Annotated in this window: 19 protein-coding genes; 7 read left to right on the top strand and 12 right to left on the bottom strand. The window is 34.8% G+C overall.

Features of this window, described 5'->3' with window-relative positions; translation table 11 throughout:
• Nucleotides 1–5: 5 nt before the first annotated feature.
• Entirely contained in the window at nucleotides 6–941 is a 936-nt protein-coding gene (locus OO712_RS04095) for an ABC transporter ATP-binding protein (protein ID WP_109877269.1), read from the bottom strand.
• Nucleotides 942–1,025: 84 nt separating this feature from the next.
• On the opposite strand from OO712_RS04095, the gene OO712_RS04090 reads away from it, so the two are divergent.
• From OO712_RS04090 to OO712_RS04075, 4 genes are all read left to right on the top strand, one after another.
• A complete protein-coding gene (locus OO712_RS04090) occupies nucleotides 1,026–1,538 on the top strand; it encodes a transcription elongation factor NusA (protein WP_109877270.1) in 513 nt (170 codons plus the stop codon).
• Nucleotides 1,539–1,540: 2 nt separating this feature from the next.
• On the top strand, nucleotides 1,541–2,827 hold the full coding sequence (gene aspS, locus OO712_RS04085; protein WP_109877271.1) for an aspartate--tRNA(Asn) ligase: 1,287 nt from the start codon (nucleotides 1,541–1,543) through the stop codon (nucleotides 2,825–2,827).
• Between the two features lie 35 nt (nucleotides 2,828–2,862).
• Nucleotides 2,863–3,108, top strand: coding sequence for a hypothetical protein (locus OO712_RS04080; protein ID WP_109877272.1), 246 nt, complete (start codon nucleotides 2,863–2,865; stop codon nucleotides 3,106–3,108).
• A gap of 294 nt (nucleotides 3,109–3,402) precedes the next feature.
• Nucleotides 3,403–3,678 (top strand): hypothetical protein, encoded by a 276-nt coding sequence (locus OO712_RS04075; RefSeq protein ID WP_109877273.1) that lies wholly within the window; start codon nucleotides 3,403–3,405, stop codon nucleotides 3,676–3,678.
• Between the two features lie 244 nt (nucleotides 3,679–3,922).
• Here the strand turns inward: OO712_RS04075 and OO712_RS04070 are convergent, their stop codons facing one another.
• The 5 genes from OO712_RS04070 to ilvB form a co-directional block, all read right to left on the bottom strand.
• Nucleotides 3,923–4,681: a hypothetical protein gene (locus OO712_RS04070; RefSeq protein ID WP_146196004.1), complete on the bottom strand. Its 759-nt coding sequence runs from the start codon at nucleotides 4,679–4,681 to the stop codon at nucleotides 3,923–3,925.
• Nucleotides 4,682–4,779: 98 nt separating this feature from the next.
• The gene (locus OO712_RS04065) at nucleotides 4,780–5,799 is read right to left on the bottom strand and encodes an isocitrate/isopropylmalate dehydrogenase family protein (RefSeq protein WP_109877275.1); all 1,020 of its coding nucleotides are present in this window, start codon (nucleotides 5,797–5,799) and stop codon (nucleotides 4,780–4,782) included.
• Between the two features lie 32 nt (nucleotides 5,800–5,831).
• Complete coding sequence (locus OO712_RS04060) at nucleotides 5,832–7,346, bottom strand: 2-isopropylmalate synthase (protein ID WP_109877276.1); 1,515 nt, start codon at nucleotides 7,344–7,346, stop codon at nucleotides 5,832–5,834.
• Nucleotides 7,343–7,825 (bottom strand): acetolactate synthase small subunit, encoded by a 483-nt coding sequence (ilvN, locus tag OO712_RS04055; RefSeq protein WP_109877277.1) that lies wholly within the window; start codon nucleotides 7,823–7,825, stop codon nucleotides 7,343–7,345. Before ilvN ends, OO712_RS04060 begins: the two co-directional genes overlap by 4 nt.
• 9 nt (nucleotides 7,826–7,834) lie before the next feature.
• Nucleotides 7,835–9,532, bottom strand: a complete 1,698-nt coding sequence (gene ilvB / locus OO712_RS04050; protein ID WP_225866902.1) for a biosynthetic-type acetolactate synthase large subunit — start codon at nucleotides 9,530–9,532, stop codon at nucleotides 7,835–7,837.
• 224 nt (nucleotides 9,533–9,756) lie between these two features.
• On the opposite strand from ilvB, the gene OO712_RS04045 reads away from it, so the two are divergent.
• Nucleotides 9,757–10,158 carry a YybH family protein gene (locus OO712_RS04045; protein ID WP_109877354.1) on the top strand — a complete coding sequence of 134 codons (402 nt, stop codon included), beginning with the start codon at nucleotides 9,757–9,759 and terminating at the stop codon, nucleotides 10,156–10,158.
• Between the two features lie 4 nt (nucleotides 10,159–10,162).
• On the opposite strand, the gene lsrF is transcribed toward OO712_RS04045, so the two are convergent.
• The 3 genes from lsrF to OO712_RS04030 are packed head-to-tail and all read right to left on the bottom strand — an operon-like array spanning nucleotide 10,163 to nucleotide 12,567.
• Nucleotides 10,163–11,158, bottom strand: coding sequence for a 3-hydroxy-5-phosphonooxypentane-2,4-dione thiolase (gene lsrF / locus OO712_RS04040; RefSeq protein WP_264953912.1), 996 nt, complete (start codon nucleotides 11,156–11,158; stop codon nucleotides 10,163–10,165).
• A gap of 46 nt (nucleotides 11,159–11,204) precedes the next feature.
• Nucleotides 11,205–12,233, bottom strand: a complete 1,029-nt coding sequence (locus tag OO712_RS04035) for a zinc-dependent dehydrogenase (protein WP_109877280.1) — start codon at nucleotides 12,231–12,233, stop codon at nucleotides 11,205–11,207.
• Nucleotides 12,234–12,273: 40 nt separating this feature from the next.
• The gene (locus tag OO712_RS04030; RefSeq protein ID WP_109877281.1) at nucleotides 12,274–12,567 is read right to left on the bottom strand and encodes a V-type ATP synthase subunit F; all 294 of its coding nucleotides are present in this window, start codon (nucleotides 12,565–12,567) and stop codon (nucleotides 12,274–12,276) included.
• An 89-nt stretch (nucleotides 12,568–12,656) separates the two neighbouring features.
• Here OO712_RS04030 and OO712_RS04025 point away from each other — a divergent pair, with 89 nt between their 5' ends.
• Nucleotides 12,657–12,956, top strand: coding sequence for a hypothetical protein (locus tag OO712_RS04025; protein ID WP_109877282.1), 300 nt, complete (start codon nucleotides 12,657–12,659; stop codon nucleotides 12,954–12,956).
• Here the strand turns inward: OO712_RS04025 and OO712_RS04020 are convergent, their stop codons facing one another.
• Together OO712_RS04020 and OO712_RS04015 are read right to left on the bottom strand one after the other, a co-directional pair.
• Complete coding sequence (locus tag OO712_RS04020) at nucleotides 12,957–13,208, bottom strand: hypothetical protein (RefSeq protein ID WP_109877283.1); 252 nt, start codon at nucleotides 13,206–13,208, stop codon at nucleotides 12,957–12,959.
• A gap of 48 nt (nucleotides 13,209–13,256) precedes the next feature.
• Nucleotides 13,257–13,559: a hypothetical protein gene (locus tag OO712_RS04015; protein ID WP_109877284.1), complete on the bottom strand. Its 303-nt coding sequence runs from the start codon at nucleotides 13,557–13,559 to the stop codon at nucleotides 13,257–13,259.
• A gap of 34 nt (nucleotides 13,560–13,593) precedes the next feature.
• On the opposite strand from OO712_RS04015, the gene OO712_RS04010 reads away from it, so the two are divergent.
• Nucleotides 13,594–14,340 (top strand): metallophosphoesterase, encoded by a 747-nt coding sequence (locus OO712_RS04010; RefSeq protein WP_109877285.1) that lies wholly within the window; start codon nucleotides 13,594–13,596, stop codon nucleotides 14,338–14,340.
• Between the two features lie 12 nt (nucleotides 14,341–14,352).
• Here OO712_RS04010 and carB read toward each other — a convergent pair whose 3' ends face one another.
• Nucleotides 14,353–17,487 carry a carbamoyl-phosphate synthase (glutamine-hydrolyzing) large subunit gene (carB, locus tag OO712_RS04005; RefSeq protein WP_225866913.1) on the bottom strand — a complete coding sequence of 1,045 codons (3,135 nt, stop codon included), beginning with the start codon at nucleotides 17,485–17,487 and terminating at the stop codon, nucleotides 14,353–14,355.
• Between the last annotated feature and the right edge of the window lie 49 nt (nucleotides 17,488–17,536).

Here is a 17,536-nt window from a genome sequence, read left to right as displayed (position 1 = left end):
AAACTTCATTTGTCTTCATAAAGCCAGCATCTCACATACCCTGTTTTAGTTGCAAGTTTTGGCGGAAGTTTTTTACATTTTTCAATTGCTAAAGGACATCTTTCTAAAAACCGGCATGCAGTTGGAGCATCAAGTAAACTCGGAGGACTTCCTTTGATGTATTTTGGTGAGCCACCCTTTAATGTTGGAATGGATTCTAGTAGACCTTGTGTGTATGGATGTTGAGGATTTTTGTAAATTTCTTCAGAAGTTCCAAATTCAACAATCTGCCCACCATACATTATTCCAATCTTATCTGCAATTTCAGATAATACTGCCAAATCATGTGTGATTAGCAAAAACGACATTCCTTCTTTTTTCAGGGTTTTTAGCAATGCGATAATTTGTGCTTGAATTAGCATGTCAAGTGCTGTTGTAGGCTCATCAGCAATGACAAACTTTGGCTTTAAGAGCAATGCCATTGCAATTACCACTCTTTGCTTCATACCACCGCTTAGTTCATGAGGGTATTTTTTCAAAACATTTTCGTCAAGACTAACAGAATTAATCGCATCCAAAATCAATTGTTTGGAATTTCCCTCAAAGTGGTGTTGTTTGAGAATTTCATGAAATTGTTCATTTATAGTGAAGACAGGATCTAGCGCATTCATTGCACCTTGAAAAACCATGGATATTTTTTTCCACCTATAATTTTCATTAAAATCAGATTCACTCATATCCAAAATAGAATCATTTTCAAAGAAAATGTTACCTTGGATAGTTCCGCTAGAAAGCATTCGAATTATTGACAATCCCAGTGTACTTTTTCCACATGCACTCTCACCTGCAATTCCAATTGATTGTCCATCTTCTAATTGAATATCTACATCATCCACGGCATAAACTGGACCAGATGATGAAGGATATTTCACAGATAATCCACGAATATCTAAGAAAACCATACCTCTATTTGATCCAAACTAGAATTTTTATTTTGCACTAAGGGATATAAACAACATTATTGAAATGAAAAAAAGTCGATCGAAATGATTCTTCCAATTTGTGGTTTTGATGCAAAAAATTCAGTTCTTTGTCCAAAGTGTGAAGGCAAAGTGGAGGCAGGAGAACTTACACAAGCAGATATAGATGCATCAATCATTCTTGCAAAAACTGCAAAATTGAATAAAGCAATTGAAAATTTCACATTATACTCATGTAAGGAGTTTGACGGAAATTTTGTTTTATCGTTAGCTAAAAATGACATCATGATCATCAGACAAAGCCGTACATTGTACAGACTTCTTCAAGACCAATTTAAGGGAAAAATTTGGTTGGTTGAGGCAGACGAAAACGATAAAAGATTCATCGAAGACCTATTCTTTCCTACTAAAATATTATCAATCAATGCAGTGTGGGCACCTGGAGGAGTACAAAAAACTAAAGCAATAGTGTCAGGCAAATGGACACCAAAGTTTCCCATAGACACCGAAAAAGTAATACAAATTGTAAGAAATGCCCGAAACCTTGACATTGAGATAGAATTTGAGGATAAAAGATAGGCATGGGTTTTGTAAAAACACACGATATTGACGAATTAACTTCTGAATTAATTGGAAATCAAGTAATCCTCGGTGGATGGGTAGAAGATTTTAGAAAATTAGGCAAAATGTCATTTATTACATTACGTGATGTTACAGGAATATCCCAGATAATTGTTAAAGGAGAATTAAATGACAATTTAGGAGAGATTAATCGTCAAAGTGTGATTTCTGTAAAAGGAATTGTACAAGAGACTAAAGCTCGAGATTTTGCATTTGAAATTAAAGCTGAAGAGATCGAAGTGCTAGGCAAAGCAGTTCATCCATTACCAGTTGATCCTATTGGCAGAGTAGAGAGCAATATCGATACAAGATTAAATCATCGAGCACTAGACATGAGAAATCAAAAAACAGCTTCGATTTTCAAGCTTCGACATCATGTTTTGCAATCATTACGAAAAACATTGTCTGGAAAAAAATTCATTGAAATTACGACTCCTAAAATAATTGGTAGTGCAAGTGAAGGAGGTGCAAATTTATTTTCTCTAGATTATTTTGGAAAGACCGCATATTTGGCTCAGAGTCCACAATTATACAAAGAACAGATGACTATTGGATTAGAGCGAGTGTTTGAAATTTCCAATTTTTATCGTGCAGAAAACTCCCATACAGGAAGACACCTTACAGAATTTACAAGTATCGACATTGAAGCAGCATTTATGGATTACAATGACGTTATGGATGTACTAGAATCACTTGTATTGGAAGTTTACAAATTCACTTCAGAAAATTGTAAAAAAGAACAAGAGATTATTGGTCACACAATTGAAGTTCCAAAATCACCATTTGAGAGAATTACATATTCACAATGTGTTGAAGAATTACAAAAAGATGGAGAAAAAATAGAGTTCGGGGATGATTTGCTTGATTCACATCTTAGAATAATTGGGAACAATCATCCAGGATTTTTCTTCCTAACTGATTGGCCAATGAAGTTAAAACCATTTTACATTAGAGAAAAAGACGAAGATCCCACTTTATCACGCTCATTTGATTTACAGTTTGGTTATCTAGAATTGTCTTCGGGTGGAACTAGATTGCACAATCCAGACATGCTAAAGGCACGATTGAAAGAACAAGGTTTGGATCCCGCACAGTTCCAAGACCATTTGAAAACATTTGATTGGGGAATGCCTCCGCATTCTGGTTGGGGAATGGGATTAGACAGGCTGATGACGACTCTAATCGGAATCGATAATGTTCGAGAGGTTGTTTTGTATCCCAGGGATCCAGATAGGTTAAACCCATGATTCAGATTTTTATTGTATTGTAATAATTAGAATTCATGATTGAAACTCAAGATGCTAAAAAAGTAGTAGAAGTAATAGGAAATAATTTGATAGGAGTATCTCATGATTCAAACAGTTTTGCAAAACTGCCTGATTCTTTTTGGGGATATTTTGCAAGAGGCCATGACAAAAAAGGAACGTTTGGGGTGATCGTGACATATTCAGAAGATGGAAAAGATGTAGATGAATTGATTTCCATGTATGAAAAATGGGCTGAGAAAAATAAAACTAAAACAGAATAATCTATTTGGTTTCTTTTAGAAGTTTTCTGTAACCTTGGCATTCTTTGCAGATTGGTTTACCTTTGTATTTTGGATTACCGTCAGAAATTTTAAGTGTACCTTCAACTATTTTACAAATACAGCATTTAACCATATCATTTTGAGAAAAATGTGATTAATAAAAATTGGTAATTTTTGAAAAAGAGATAAATTCAAAGAAATGAATCTTAATTAGTGCACAAGTGTGATTGCTGCGGATCCATATTTGGGGACAGAATATGTTATTTTTGTGAAAAGACCTGTTGTACATCATGCATGGTAGATGACAGAACCCGTTGCAAGGAGTGTTACATTAAAAAACGCCATCTAGGATGGAAAAAACTAATCAGGAAAAACAAGGTTGTGCTAATATTTGTTGCAATTTTGTGGCTATATGCAGTATTTCCAGGTCCATTCATACCGGGATTAGATCAAACATTTTATACAATTTCATTGGTAGCTGCTTTACTAATCATGATTCCTATTGGATTGGCATTATTCTTTTGGTCATTGAATCCACCAAAATCAGATGTAAAGAAAAGAAAGGACTGAACAGTGATTAAATGAAACTAAAACTTCCAAACAGTAAAGAATATCACAACCACTAAATCCTCCTGATAGATGAATAAGATGTACCATCCTACAGAAAGTTCAAAAAAACAGTGTATTCCCAACAGATTTACCGTCAAGTTCACCAATTGAAGAAAAATGTTGAATGAGTTTCCATTTTCTTTCCTTGAACTGTATTTCCTCCATTAACATCATCTTCAGAAAATTGGATTTAGGTAGAGACATTCTAAAAATCTTTGATCATTTGAAGTAAAACTTTACTTTGATGAATTGGGTTTTCAGGATAACAATTCAACATCCACCCATTTGCAATTCTATCAAATCCCATATCCTTACAATCCATATCATATTCTAAATTACTATTATCAAATTCCCAATCAAACCCATTAACAATTTCGGGTTCAGGAAAATTGTGACCTCTTATTAGAGAAATAGTATTTTTCTCATAATCTGCCTCTACTTCAGCATAAAGAGCATTGGGATAAAGATAAAGAACTTTGGGATGATTAGTAATAGCATCAAATTCTTTTTTTGTCACATATTCATTATGAAGTAATATTACTTTGTCATATTTTTCAAGAATTGCAGGATTTTGATCTACATCAATATCAGTAATTATTGGGTAACCTAACAGATTCAATACCTGATATCCATTACCACTTGCAACAAAATCTAAAGAATATTCAGAGTCAATTTCATCGGTAAGGCATTCTTGTCCACATTCGCCTCTAAAAAAGGTGTAAAACCCAGGCTCGCTGTATGCAGATGCAGTAAAAATAGGATAAATCACCACAGCGTTTTCTATAGAAGAATGGTTGAGTTCCAAATAAAGATCATTATTTTCAGGATTTAGTTCAAATTTTGGATCATTCCAAATTTTCTTTCCATCTTTGATTCTAAAATTATCTTCATATCCATAAATGTTGAAAAGTGATTTAATATCCAGTTTTGTTTTCTGGATTTCATCTTGAGTTTGAATAGACATATAATTTTCATCTAGAAAAAATTGAAACCCCACAAAAGAGGCGACTATTGCAATGAAAATTATTAAAATAAAAAACTTAGTATTCATCGTTAAAGAAACTATTTTTGCATGTTATCTGTGATGTGTCTAGTAAAATCTATAGTGGACATATCTCCTCCAATATCTTTAGTTTTAACGCCAGATTTAACCAAATCAAAAATTGTAGATTCTAACTTTGTTCCGATTTCGATGCATTTTGAATCTTTGTGTTTGTTACCCAACCAATCCAACATCATCTTTATAGATAACAGAAACGATGAGGGATTTGCAATGTTTTTTCCCGCAATATCAAATGCGGCCCCATGAACAGGTTCAAACAATGCAAAATTATCCCCAATGTTTGCAGCTGGTGCCATTCCCAATCCACCAACAACTTGAGATGACTCATCAGAGAGAATATCACCAAACAAATTCGTAGTTACTATTACATCGAATTTTTCCGGTTGACGGATCAAATTCATTGCACATGCATCAACATACATTTCCTCAAATGCGACATCAGGATAATTTTTTGAAATTTCAGTACAAGCCTTTGCAAATAATCCATCAGTGATCCTCATAACGTTTGATTTATGAACGCATGTTACTTTTTTCAGAGAATTTCTCTGCACAGCTGTTTCAAATGCATATTTTGCAATTCGTTTTGATGCATCCTCAGAAATTATTCTAAGAGCAACTGCTGCATTTCCCAAACTAAACTCTTTTCCAGTGTAAAGATCCTCAGTGTTTTCTCTAACAATTACCATATCAATGTCATCACGTAATGCAGGCATGTGAGGATATGATTTTGCAGGCCTAATGTTTGCATAAAGATCAAGTATTCGTCTTAAAACTACAATGACATCAGCGGCTGATTCTCCAACTGGTGCCTTCATGCAAGCATCAGATTGTTTTATTGTCTTAACTGTATCATCAGGTAGCGCTTTACCAGTTTCTTGTAGTGCTTTATCACCAGCGGATAATTCTGTAACATCAAATTTTAATCCAAGTTTGTCGTTTATGGTGTCAAATACAGAAATTGCAGAGTCAGATAATTCAGGACCAATTCCGTCGCCAGTAATTAATGAGATTTTATACATAATAACACATCACAGAAAGAGAATTTTAGGATTTAGTTAACCTGCTTTTCTTGTAGCATCTTTTTGAGCATTATTCTATTAATCGCATCAATCACTGCTTTAACAGATGTAGTTACAATGTCCTCACCTACGGATTTTGCTGAAACCTTGTTTCCTAATGCATCCTCTACTTTTACAGTAACTTCACATAATGCACTAGAGCCACCAGAAATAGATGCTAATCCATAGTCTTTAATTCTAATTTCAGAAATTTTTCCAGTAATTTTTTGGATTGCATTCAATGCTGCATCTACAGGTCCAACTCCATAATCAGTACCTATATGATCTTGACCATCAATGTTTAATTTTACAAATGCGTAAGGCATTGTTCCAATTCCTGTTGAAACGGAAAACCCAGTTAATTGAACGATTCTTTTGAGTTCTTTTTCTCCCAAGACATCACTTGCAATTGACAATAATTCAACATCAGTGATCTGCTTTCCAGCATCACCTAATATTTTTACTTTATCTAAGATTTGTTTCGATTGTTCCTCGGTAGGTTTTACTCCATATTCTGCAAGCATTGCATTCATTCCATGGACTCCTGCATGTTTTCCAACTTGAAGCCATCTTTTTCTTCCAACTAATTCAGGACTAATTGGCTCATATGTAAGCGGATTACTTAATACACCATGTGTATGAATGCCAGATTCATGACCGAATGCATTTGCTCCAACAATTGCCTTGTTTGGCTGAACCATAATACCCACAGTTTTTGAAATAAATCGTGATGTATCATAAATTAATTCAGATTTGATATTGGTTTCATATTTTTGTTCATAGGGCAAACATTTGAGCGCCATGGAAAATTCTTCCAAAGATGCATTTCCAGCACGTTCCCCAATTCCGTTAATTGTCACATGTGCACAAGATGCTCCCGCATGAATGCCCGATAAAGAATTTGCTACTGCAAGTCCAAAGTCATTGTGACAGTGAACACTTACTGGAAGATGTGTGGCTTCAACTGTATCTCGAGTTATCTCTGCAATATATTCAGGAGTTGAATATCCTACAGTGTCAGGAATATTAACACGGTCGGCTCCTGCTTTTGCTACTTCACCAAATACTTTTTTCAAGAACTCTCTATCAGTTCTTGTTGCATCTTCAGCTGAAAACTCAACTTGAAGTCCAAGTGACTTTCCATATTCAACTGCTTCAATGGCTTTTTCAAGTGCTTGATCACGAGTCATTTTTAGTTTGTATTCTAAGTGAATATCAGATGTTGCAATGAATGTGTGAATATAATTTAGACCCGCATCAACTGCAGCATCAATATCGTTCTTGATGGTTCTTGTCAAACCTGCGATTTCACATGACAATCCTTCGGATGTGATCATTTTGACTGCTTTTAATTCACCATCAGAAATTACTGGAAAACCAGCTTCGATTGCGTCAACACCGAGTTCATCAAGTTTTTTTGCAATGGATAATTTTTGATCAGGAGATAACGAGACGCCAATAGTTTGTTCACCATCTCTTAATGTAGTATCAAATATTCTAACTTTCATGCTCCACTCCTTTGCAAAGCAGCAACACCAGTTCTGGCTACATCTATAATTCCAAATGGTTTTGCTAATTCTTCAAATGCTTGAATTTGATCAGGAGTTGCAGTTAATTCAACCATGATTGAATCTCTTTTTACATCGTGTACTTTGCCTCCATATGCATTTGCCAATTTGTTAATTTCCATACTATCATTAGCATTACTGAGTTTTATCTTAAAAATACTCAGTTCGCGATATACTGTTTTATGCTCATCCAAATGTTCAACTTTTACAGTATCGATCATTTTATCAAGTTGTTTTACAATTTGTTCTACTTGTTTTTCATCACCGTATGTGGTAATAGTCATTTTTGAGAATTCAGGATTTTCAGTAACGCCTACGGAAATGCTATCAATATTGAAGTTTCTGGATCTGAAAAGATGTGTGACTTTAAACAAGATCCCAGGTTTGTTTTCAACTAAAATAGAAAGAATTGCCCACATGGTAAATCACTATGAAGGTAAAATCATATCCGAAAGCGAGGTTCCTGGAGCTACAAATGGCAACACGTCCTCTTCAGGATCAATTGGAATATCAATTACAGTTGCAATATCACTGCTCAATGCAGTTTTGATTGCTTTGTCAAGCTCATCCATTGATTGTGCGCGTATCCCTTGTGCGCCATAAGATTCTGCTAATTTAACATAATCAGGACAATGACCTTGGTCAACACCATTCATTCTTCTATCATAGAAAGTTCTCTGCCATTGCGCAACCATTCCCAATGAGGAATTGTTTAAAATAAATACAATTACAGGAATATCTTCCAACACAGCAGTTGCAAGAGAATTTTCAGTCATACTAAAACTTCCATCTCCTGCAATGTCAACTACAGGAACATCAGGTTTTGCAACTTTAGCACCAATTGCTGCAGGAAATCCCCAGCCCATAGTACCAAGACCAGTAGAACTAAAGAAAGTTCCAGGTTGAATTACATCATAGAATAGAGATGCCCACATTTGGTGTTGCCCAACTTCCGTAGTTACAATAGATTCTTTTGGTAATAATTCACGAAGTTTACGCAATATTTTTGCTGCACCTAATTCACCTGGATGAAGCTTCAAGTTTTCCTTCCAGTATGCTTTGGTTTCTTTAACATGTTTAATCCAAGGAGTTTCTTCTGTTTTTTTAATTGCTCGTTGTAAAAGCAACTTGACCATTATTCTAAGTGATGCTCTAACATCTCCAACTACAGCTATTTGTGCAGTTTGATTCTTTCCAATTTCTGCTGGATCTACGTCCATATGAATAATTTTTAATCTCTTTTCAAAGGCTTCAAATGTCCCGACAGATCTATCAGAAAATCTTGTTCCAATTGCCAACACACAATCAGCTTCTGCCATCATTTTATTCGCCTCAGCATGACCATGCATTCCAATTGGACCTAATGATAAAGGATGATTTTCAGGAAATGCCCCCTTGCCTTTGAACGTGGTTACTACAGGAAGCATCAAGGCTTCTGCAATAGCTTGTAATTCAGCAAAAGCTGATGAGATGATTGTTCCACCACCAGCTAAGATAATTGGTTTTTCAGAATGAAGTAACATATCAATTGCTTTTTCAACATTAACAATATCAGGATCAGCCCATGGATGATATCCTTGAATTTTAAATTCTTCTGGAAATACCATTTCTGCTTCATTTGTTTGAACATCTTTTGGGATGTCAATTAATACAGGTCCAGGTCTTCCAGTTTCTGCAATGAAAAATCCTTTTTTCACAACTTCTGGAATTTCGGCAGCGGTTCTAGGTTGGAATGCATATTTTACAACAGGATTTGCCATGCCAATAATATCACTTTCTTGAAATGCATCTCTTCCAATCATGGCAACAGGTACTTGACCAGTTACTGCAATCATCGGTGCAGAATCAGCTTGAGCTGTTGCAATTCCCGTCAAGATATTGGTAGCACCAGGTCCAGATGTTGCAAAACAAACACCGGCCTTTCTACTAACTCTACCAAAGCCATCAGCCATATGAGCTGCTGATTGCTCATGTCTAACCAAAATATGTCTAATATTACATCTAGCAAATTCATCATACATTGGAAGATTAGCCCCTCCAGGCAAACCAAATACTTGTTTAACGCCTTCTTTTTCCATAGCCATCATCAAGGCTTTTGCACCCATCATAGTTTCCATTTTATTCATTAAATCATTCGCCATAATTTTAACCTAGTAAATTTTGAGTGTGTTTTACAGTAGAAAAACAACAGATAATTTTTTGTCAAAGGTTCCTGTTAATTGCACACACATTGAAATCATAAAATCACCCATTTGATAATTAATAAAGATTCTCTGAAAATGATTGTTTTTTTGTGCTCAATTACACAGAAGACTTAAACTGAGAATTTTCATATCTGATATTGATTGTTTTGTCTGATAATGAAGAAATCATCAATGTCATTGAAACATTATTTCAAGCTGGAATTACAAAAGATTTGTCAATATTAAAAGAAATTCATCTGAATGATTCAAAATTTTCTAGTTTCAGTGATTTGCCACCCTATGATCTAAAAGATTATCAAAACACAATTGAGCTTGAAGAACTAAAATTTGTAAGCATATCTGATTACAGTTATGAAATTAAGAGTCCAAAAATCAGCATCTTTGGAGACACAGCAATTGTAGCAATGGGATTGATTCAGAAAGGAATGCTAGTTGATACTAAGGCATACACAGGAGAACATATGATAATTACTGGACGTGCGACATTTGTATTAGTAAAACAACCAACGTGGAAAATTGTACACATTCATTTATCAAAAATTGGATGAGATATTATTTTTTAGTTTGATTAGGAGGATTTGATTTCTTTTGATTAGGATTGAATGGTTTCTTTTGTGTGTTTGATTTCTTTTGATTAGGATTGAATGGTTTCTTTTGTGTGTTTGATTTCTTTTGATTAGGATTGAATGGTTTCTTTTGTGTGTTTGATTTCTTTTGATTAGGATTGAATGGTTTCTTTTGTGTGTTTGATTTTTGTTTTGGTTCTTCGCTTACTAGTTTTTTATAAAGTTTGAATGCCTGATCCACATTTTGATTTCCATGTACAATTGCTCTAACTGCTTTAATCATTGAAACTGGATGTTCAGATTGCCAGATGTTCCTCCCCATATCAACACCAACTGCACCACCTTTGATTGCATTGTATGTTAATTGCAATGCATCACGTTCCGGGATTTTTTTGCCCCCTGCAACAATTATTGGCACAGGGCATGATTGAACAACTTTTTCGAAATTATCACAATAGTAAGTTTTGACAATATGTGCACCTTGTTCAGCTGCAACTCGACAAGCAAGTGACAGATATCTAGCATCTTTTCCGAGTTCTTTGCCTACTGCAGTTACAGCTAAAACTGGAAGTCCATATTTTGCAGCTTCATTAACTAATTTTCCAAGATTTGCAATAGTTTGATATTCATATTTTGAGCCAACAAAGATAGACATTGCAAGTGCACTAGCATTTAGTCTAATTGCATCCTCAATGGATACTGTGATATCTTCTTGAGATAAATCCTCACCAATAATGCTAGATCCGCCAGAAACTCTCAACACCATTGGCGTGTTAGTTGTTGCCGGAACACATGCTCTTTGAACACCCCTTGTAAGCATCAATGAATCACAGTGCTTCAAGAGAGGCGCGATTACCTTTTTTGGATCCTCTAATTTTTCAGTTGGACCAAGAAAATAGCCATGATCTACAGCTAACATCAAAGCACGATTATTTTGTGGTTTAATAATACCAGAAATTCTATTTTTTAATCCCCAATCCATATATCATCGAATTTGAAATAATCGAAATACCTTTCTTAAGCCTTTCTTATTTGGTGATGATTATCTTCATTGCGTTTTCACCAGTATGCGCATGGTCAAATGCCTTTTGTGAATCAACAATAGAATAAGTATGAGTGATTAATTGTTTAACATCAATTTTTGAAGATTCGATTAACTCAAGGGCTTCTTTTGTGTCTTTGTCTGAAGCGGCATAGCTAGTCACTAGTGTGATTTCTTTGGAATAAATTTTGCTCATGTCCAAATTTAGTTGTGAATCCTTTGAAGGAACACCAAACATCATGACAGTTCCCCCTTTTCGAACCATATCTATAGCATCTTCAAGTGCTTTGAGACTACTTGTAGCAACAATTGCCACATCGACTCCTCTTCCTCCAGTACCATCCAAAATTTTTTGTTTTCTATTTTCATCCATAGAGTTAATGGAATCGGTAATGTTAAATTTTTTTGCAAAATCTAACCTAAAACCATTTACATCAAAGCAGAAAATTTTTGAGAATTTTTTTACGTGTGCAAGCATTACGTGCATCATACCAGTAGGACCTACACCAAAAATTGCAGTCGAATCGTGTTCATGATAATGAAATTTACTCCATGCTCGCACACAACAAGCGAGAGGTTCTATCATGGCTGCTTCTTCAAAACTTATAGAATCAGAGATTTTCAAAATACCGCCATGAGAAACATTCCATTCAGGAACAACATATTCTTCAGACAAACCACACGGAAAGAGATTTGTTTCATAGTATTTTGGACACATCGTTTCATTTCCATGATTACACAAATGACAATCGTAACAAGGAACATGATGATGTGTAAAAACACGATCGCCTTTTTTAAATTCAACAACATCAGAACCCACATCTAAAATAATACCAGATGGCTCATGACCTAATCGCATGGAAGGTTGGCCATATTGGCCAAAGACTTTTTCCAAATCAGAACCACATATCCCACACGCGTTCATTTGTACCAAAACATCACCATTGCCTAATGATGGCCTTTCAGTTTCATCGACAGTAATAACAGATGGTTCTTTAACTGATGCAGTTTTCATGATAAATCATTGAAAAATTGAATATAAGTAGATTAAACAATCATACACCTAGAATCTTTTTCAACATTACTCTGTAATCGACTTCAGTTTTTTCACTTCCAGTTGCAGGTAATGCAAAAACTAAAGTGGATTTCTCTGCCCTCAATGCTGTTAATTCATCATTAATTGGTTCAGTTATATCATCACTAACCAAAACTAGTCCAACATCAGAATCATCTGTTAATCTCTTAATTTCATCCAAAGCCTTTTGAGGAGTTTCAGAAATAATACCTGGAACTCCAGCTAATTGGAAACTAGTAACAAAAGATTTGCTACCAACAGTAAAGATTTTCACAGTTAAAATTTTTGCCCATTCTAATTTAACCCTTTATGGCAGTGATTAGATCAAGAAAGATTGATTTAGTTTAGAAAACCAGTTAATTTATGACAGAAATTGATACTCAGAAGGACGTGTACCTATTCTTACACGGAAGAATGGATCTTAAAGAAAAAGCAATGAATGCACTCACTACAAAAGGGTTTTCTAGTGATAAAGTTGTGATGGCATTACCAAATAAAGTTGGAAATGTTGGAGATTATATGGCAATGCTATGGATGCCACCAAACCCAGATCATATAAAAATTCAAGAAATTACCAAAATCGAGGAAGTGAAACCAGAAGGAATGATTGGACTCTGGAAAGGTGTTTCGAAAGAAGACATAGACACTATTCAGTTAGAATAACTAACTGAATCCCGCACCAAAATCATTGCCTTTTTCTAAAATATCACCAGAATCAGAATTTTTTAATTTTCGGTAAAGTAATGTTTCATAAACTAATTTCATAGATGATTCATCATCAAGAGTGCAATCTTCTTTAATCATATTTTTGTATTTTTCTAATTTTGCTTCATCTTGTTCATCAGGGGAAATCCCATCATGAACCATTAAATTTGCAATTTTCTCAATTTCAGAATTCTGTTGTTCATCATTCATAGTGTATGATATAATTTCTAGTTATTAATACATTCGAATAAAAAATAGTTACAAATCGGAAATTAATCCAAAAAGAAAATCATCAAATTCATCATCAGAAAAAATGATTTTTTCAATTTTATTTTCTTTTTGAGCTAATTTTACAGAGTCAAGATGATAACAAGTATTCTTTCCATTTAGTTGACCAAAATAGAATCCAGGACAAGAACAATAACTTCCATTTGGATCAAGCCAGTGCTCCTCACCTTTTCCAACTACAGTCCAAATTTTTCTTTGACTAGGTTGAAAAACATGTAATTTTACACGTTTTTCAGAAACTAGAACTTCAACTCTATCAAAGTCTTTGTTCATAAGGATTTAATCAGATATGTACAGTATAACTTTGATGCTGCAAACAAGAATTATTCCATCCAAACCCGCATTGATTTTAGAAGGAGAGAAAAAGAATCTCATTGTGACTGACATTCATTTGGGATTTGAAAATACACTAAAATCAAATGAAATATTCATTGGAAAACATTCAACAATTAATGAAACAATTCAAGAGATATCAGAAATTATTGATTCAGAGAATCCTGATTCAGTAATTCTACTGGGAGACATAAAATCAAGCATAAAGAACATATCAAGAAATGAATGGGAGGAAGTCCCATTATTTTTTGAAGAGATTGGGAAAAAATGTGACATCGTATTGATTCCAGGAAACCATGATGCAAATATTCAAAAACTAATCCCAAACAAGATTTCCATGATTAGTTCAACAGGAATGATTGAAGAGAATGTTTTACTAACACATGGGCATACAATGCCATCAGAGAACTTTTCTCATATTGATAAAATCATTATGGGACACATTCATCCAGTATTTTTCCAAGAAGATTCGATAATGAACGGACAGAGAGTGTGGGTTTCACTAAAAACAGAAAAACAAAAAATATTCCCATCAAAATCAGGAGAATTGGAAATCATTATTGTTCCATCATTTAACAGGTATTTTTATGCCACACACAAAAAATATTACAAAAAATCCATTTCACCGATAATAGAAAGATTGGAAATTTTGTCAGCAAAAATTGTTTCGTTAGACGGAGTGATATTAGGAGATGAAACAATCATTAAACAAGTTTTGTGATTTAAAATATCATCAATCATACTTGTCATAGGATTCAATTGGTTCTTTGGTAGTTTGATTTGTTTTAAGCCACTCCAAAGTTTTAACAAAAGAATCTGCCAATTCAATAGTAGTAAGAACGGGAATTCCCAGTTCCAAAGATTTCCGTCTGATTTGATATTCATCATCTAGCATTCCAACGTATTTTTCCAATGTAGACGTACTTGGAATGTTTATGATAAAATCAATCTTTCGTTCATAAAGAAGATCAGCAATGTTTGGTTTTCTTTCGGGTTCAGAAATTTTGTGAACAATTTCAACTTGGCCTACTTTTTCTTCAAAGTATTCGGCCGTATGTTCTGTTGCCAAAATTTTAAATCCCAACTGTTTTAGTTTTGCAATACTGGAAACAAGTTTTTCTTTGTTTTGAGCACCACCCACTGTAACAAGTGCAGTTCCTTTATCTGGAAGATTATACCCAACAGAAGTCAATCCTTTTGATAATGCATCATAGAAGCTGTTTCCAAAACATGCAGCTTCCCCGGTGGATTGCATTTCAACACCTAAGGCAATATCGGCGCCTTCTAATTGCATAAATGAGAATTGGGGGACCTTGATTCCATAGTTGTGAATCTTTTGCCATTTGTTTTCAGGTATTTTAGGAAGAGGTTTGTCTAGAATTGCCTTTGCTGCAAGTGATATGAGATTTGTTTTTACTAATTTTGATACAAACGGCATAGAGCGTGAAGCTCTAATGTTTAATTCAATTACATAGACACGATCATCATGAACTAAAAATTGTAGATTGAATGGTCCTTTAACATTAAACGTTAATGCTATTTTTTTGGTATATTCACTTATTGTTTCAATAATTTTATTGCTTAATCTCCATGGCGGAATACACATCATTGCATCTCCAGAATGAACACCTGCACTGTCAATATGTTCAACGATTGCACCGATGACTACTTCTTTTCCATTGCTTATACCATCTACATCCACTTCAAGAGAATTTAACATGAATTTTGAGATTACAACGGGATGATCTGGAGAAACATCAGTGGCTTCTTTAACATATGTTTTTAATTCATCTTGAGACCAAACAACTTTCATTGCGGCACCAGAAAGAACGTAAGAAGGTCTTACAATTACTGGAAATTCAACCTCTTGTGCAAAGTTTTTGGCTTCAGTAAGATTTGAGAATGCTTGCCAACGGGGTTGTTTAATGTGAAGTTTGTCAAGTTCTGCACTAAACTTTGAACGGTTTTCTGCTCTATCTACATCGTGTGCGCTAGTGCCCAAAATATTTACACCATGTTGTGCAAGACCAGGTGTTAGATTATTTGCAGTTTGCCCCCCTACACATGTAATAACACCTCTTGGATGTTCAAATTCTACAATATCTAAAATCCTTTCTTGGGTTAGTTCTTCAAAGTATAGTCGGGTGCAGATATCATAATCTGTAGATACTGTTTCAGGATTACAATTAACAACTGAAACACTTTTCTCACCATTTTCCTGTAATCCCCAAACCATATTGACTGTACCCCAATCAAATTCAACACTACTGCCAATTCTGTAAGGACCAGCCCCAAGGACTACAATTCCTTTTTCATCAGATGGAATTTGAATATCATGAGCATGTCCACCATAGGTAAGATAGAGGTAATTGGTTACTGCAGGCCATTCTGCTGCAAGTGTGTCAATTTGTTTTACAGAGGGCAATACACCTAATTTCTTACGTAAATTTCGTATATCATCAGGAATGAATCCTTTAGCTCTTGCTATTTGCTTGTCTGAAAATCCCATTTTTTTGGCTTCCCAAAGAAGAGATGTATCAAGTTCAGAAGTTTTTAGTTTTGATTCAACATCAACAATATTTTTGATTTTTTCAATAAACCAAGGATCAATTGTAGAAAGTTTGTAGATGCGCTCAACGGAGATCCCCATTTTTAGTGCAATGGCAACATTGTACAAAATGTGATCATCATGATGAGTTAGTTTATCTTCAATTTCTTCTTCGGAGTATGTTTTTCCGTTTGTACGGTTTAGGACAAGTCCATCATTTCCAATATCTAACATTCGTATTGCTTTTTGAAATGATTCCTCAAATGTTCTCCCTACAGCCATAACTTCTCCAACTGATTTCATTGTAGGTCCAAGTCTTCTGTTAACGAGTTCAAATTTTTCAAAATCCCATCTAGGATGTTTGCACACGATATAATCAAGAGAAGGTTCAAAACATGCAGTAGTATTTTTTGTAATTCGATTTACTAGTTCAGATAAATTGTAACCTAATCCAATTTTTGCAGACATGTATGCTAATGGATATCCAGTTGCTTTACTTGCAAGGGCAGAAGATCGAGAAAGTCTAGGATTGATTTCAATTGCAACATATCTGTCTGATTTTGGTTCCAGTGCGTATTGGATATTACATTCACCTACAATTCCAACATGTTTTGTTGCACGCAATGCTGCAGAACGCAACATGTGATATTCATGGTTGTCAATTGTTTGCGATGGTGCAACTACAATATTATCGCCAGTGTGAGCTTTCATAGAAAGAACATTTTCCATATTACAAACAATTACGTTATTACCACCATAATCTTGCATAACCTCATATTCAATTTGTTTCCAATGTCCAATGTATTCTTCTATTAGAACCTGACCCACAAGACTCGCCTTGAAACCACGTTCAACAATTTCATGTAATTCAATTTCGTTATAGGCAACCCCACCTCCACGACCACCCAATGTATATGCGACTCTTACAATTACAGGGTATTCGAGCTCTTCAGCTATTTTTTTAGCATCATCAAAGTTGGTTACAGTCTTGCTTTTGAGCACAGGCACATTACATTCGTTCATAGAATCTTTGAAGAGTTGTCTATCCTCAGTTCTCTGGATTCCTTTTATTTGGGTACCAAGAACTTGGACATTATATTTTTGCAGAATCCCAGATTCTTCTAGTCCAACCCCGCAATTTAGAGCAGTTTGTCCACCATATGCCAGCATAATTCCATCTGGTCTTTCTTTTTCGATAATTGATTCCACATACTCTCGGTTTACAGGAAGAAGATACACTTGATCTGCAAATCTAGTGTCAGTCTGAATCGTTGCAATGTTTGGATTGATTAAAACACTGCTTAATCCATCTTCCCGTATGGCTTTAAGGCATTGGCTTCCGGAGTAGTCAAATTGACGGTCGTTTTAG

The sequence above is a fragment of the Nitrosopumilus zosterae genome (assembly GCF_025998175.1).
GTDB lineage: Archaea > Thermoproteota > Nitrososphaeria > Nitrososphaerales > Nitrosopumilaceae > Nitrosopumilus > Nitrosopumilus zosterae.
Note: the sequence above shows the minus strand (reverse complement) of the source record. Positions and strands in the feature narration are given on the sequence as shown.

Bases quoted from the DNA above. Each gene is read 5' to 3' on its own strand.
- OO712_RS04095 (WP_109877269.1), bottom strand. From the start codon at position 941: ATGGTTTTCTTAGATATTCGTGGATTATCTGTGAAATATCCTTCATCA.
- OO712_RS04090 (WP_109877270.1), top strand. From the start codon at position 1,026: ATGATTCTTCCAATTTGTGGTTTTGATGCAAAAAATTCAGTTCTTTGT.
- aspS (WP_109877271.1), top strand. From the start codon at position 1,541: ATGGGTTTTGTAAAAACACACGATATTGACGAATTAACTTCTGAATTA.
- OO712_RS04080 (WP_109877272.1), top strand. From the start codon at position 2,863: ATGATTGAAACTCAAGATGCTAAAAAAGTAGTAGAAGTAATAGGAAAT.
- OO712_RS04075 (WP_109877273.1), top strand. From the start codon at position 3,403: ATGGTAGATGACAGAACCCGTTGCAAGGAGTGTTACATTAAAAAACGC.
- OO712_RS04070 (WP_146196004.1), bottom strand. From the start codon at position 4,681: ATGTCTATTCAAACTCAAGATGAAATCCAGAAAACAAAACTGGATATT.
- OO712_RS04065 (WP_109877275.1), bottom strand. From the start codon at position 5,799: ATGTATAAAATCTCATTAATTACTGGCGACGGAATTGGTCCTGAATTA.
- OO712_RS04060 (WP_109877276.1), bottom strand. From the start codon at position 7,346: ATGAAAGTTAGAATATTTGATACTACATTAAGAGATGGTGAACAAACT.
- ilvN (WP_109877277.1), bottom strand. From the start codon at position 7,825: ATGTGGGCAATTCTTTCTATTTTAGTTGAAAACAAACCTGGGATCTTG.
- ilvB (WP_225866902.1), bottom strand. From the start codon at position 9,532: ATGAATAAAATGGAAACTATGATGGGTGCAAAAGCCTTGATGATGGCT.
- lsrF (WP_264953912.1), bottom strand. From the start codon at position 11,158: ATGGATTGGGGATTAAAAAATAGAATTTCTGGTATTATTAAACCACAA.
- OO712_RS04035 (WP_109877280.1), bottom strand. From the start codon at position 12,233: ATGAAAACTGCATCAGTTAAAGAACCATCTGTTATTACTGTCGATGAA.
- OO712_RS04025 (WP_109877282.1), top strand. From the start codon at position 12,657: ATGACAGAAATTGATACTCAGAAGGACGTGTACCTATTCTTACACGGA.
- OO712_RS04020 (WP_109877283.1), bottom strand. From the start codon at position 13,208: ATGAATGATGAACAACAGAATTCTGAAATTGAGAAAATTGCAAATTTA.
- OO712_RS04015 (WP_109877284.1), bottom strand. From the start codon at position 13,559: ATGAACAAAGACTTTGATAGAGTTGAAGTTCTAGTTTCTGAAAAACGT.
- OO712_RS04010 (WP_109877285.1), top strand. From the start codon at position 13,594: ATGCTGCAAACAAGAATTATTCCATCCAAACCCGCATTGATTTTAGAA.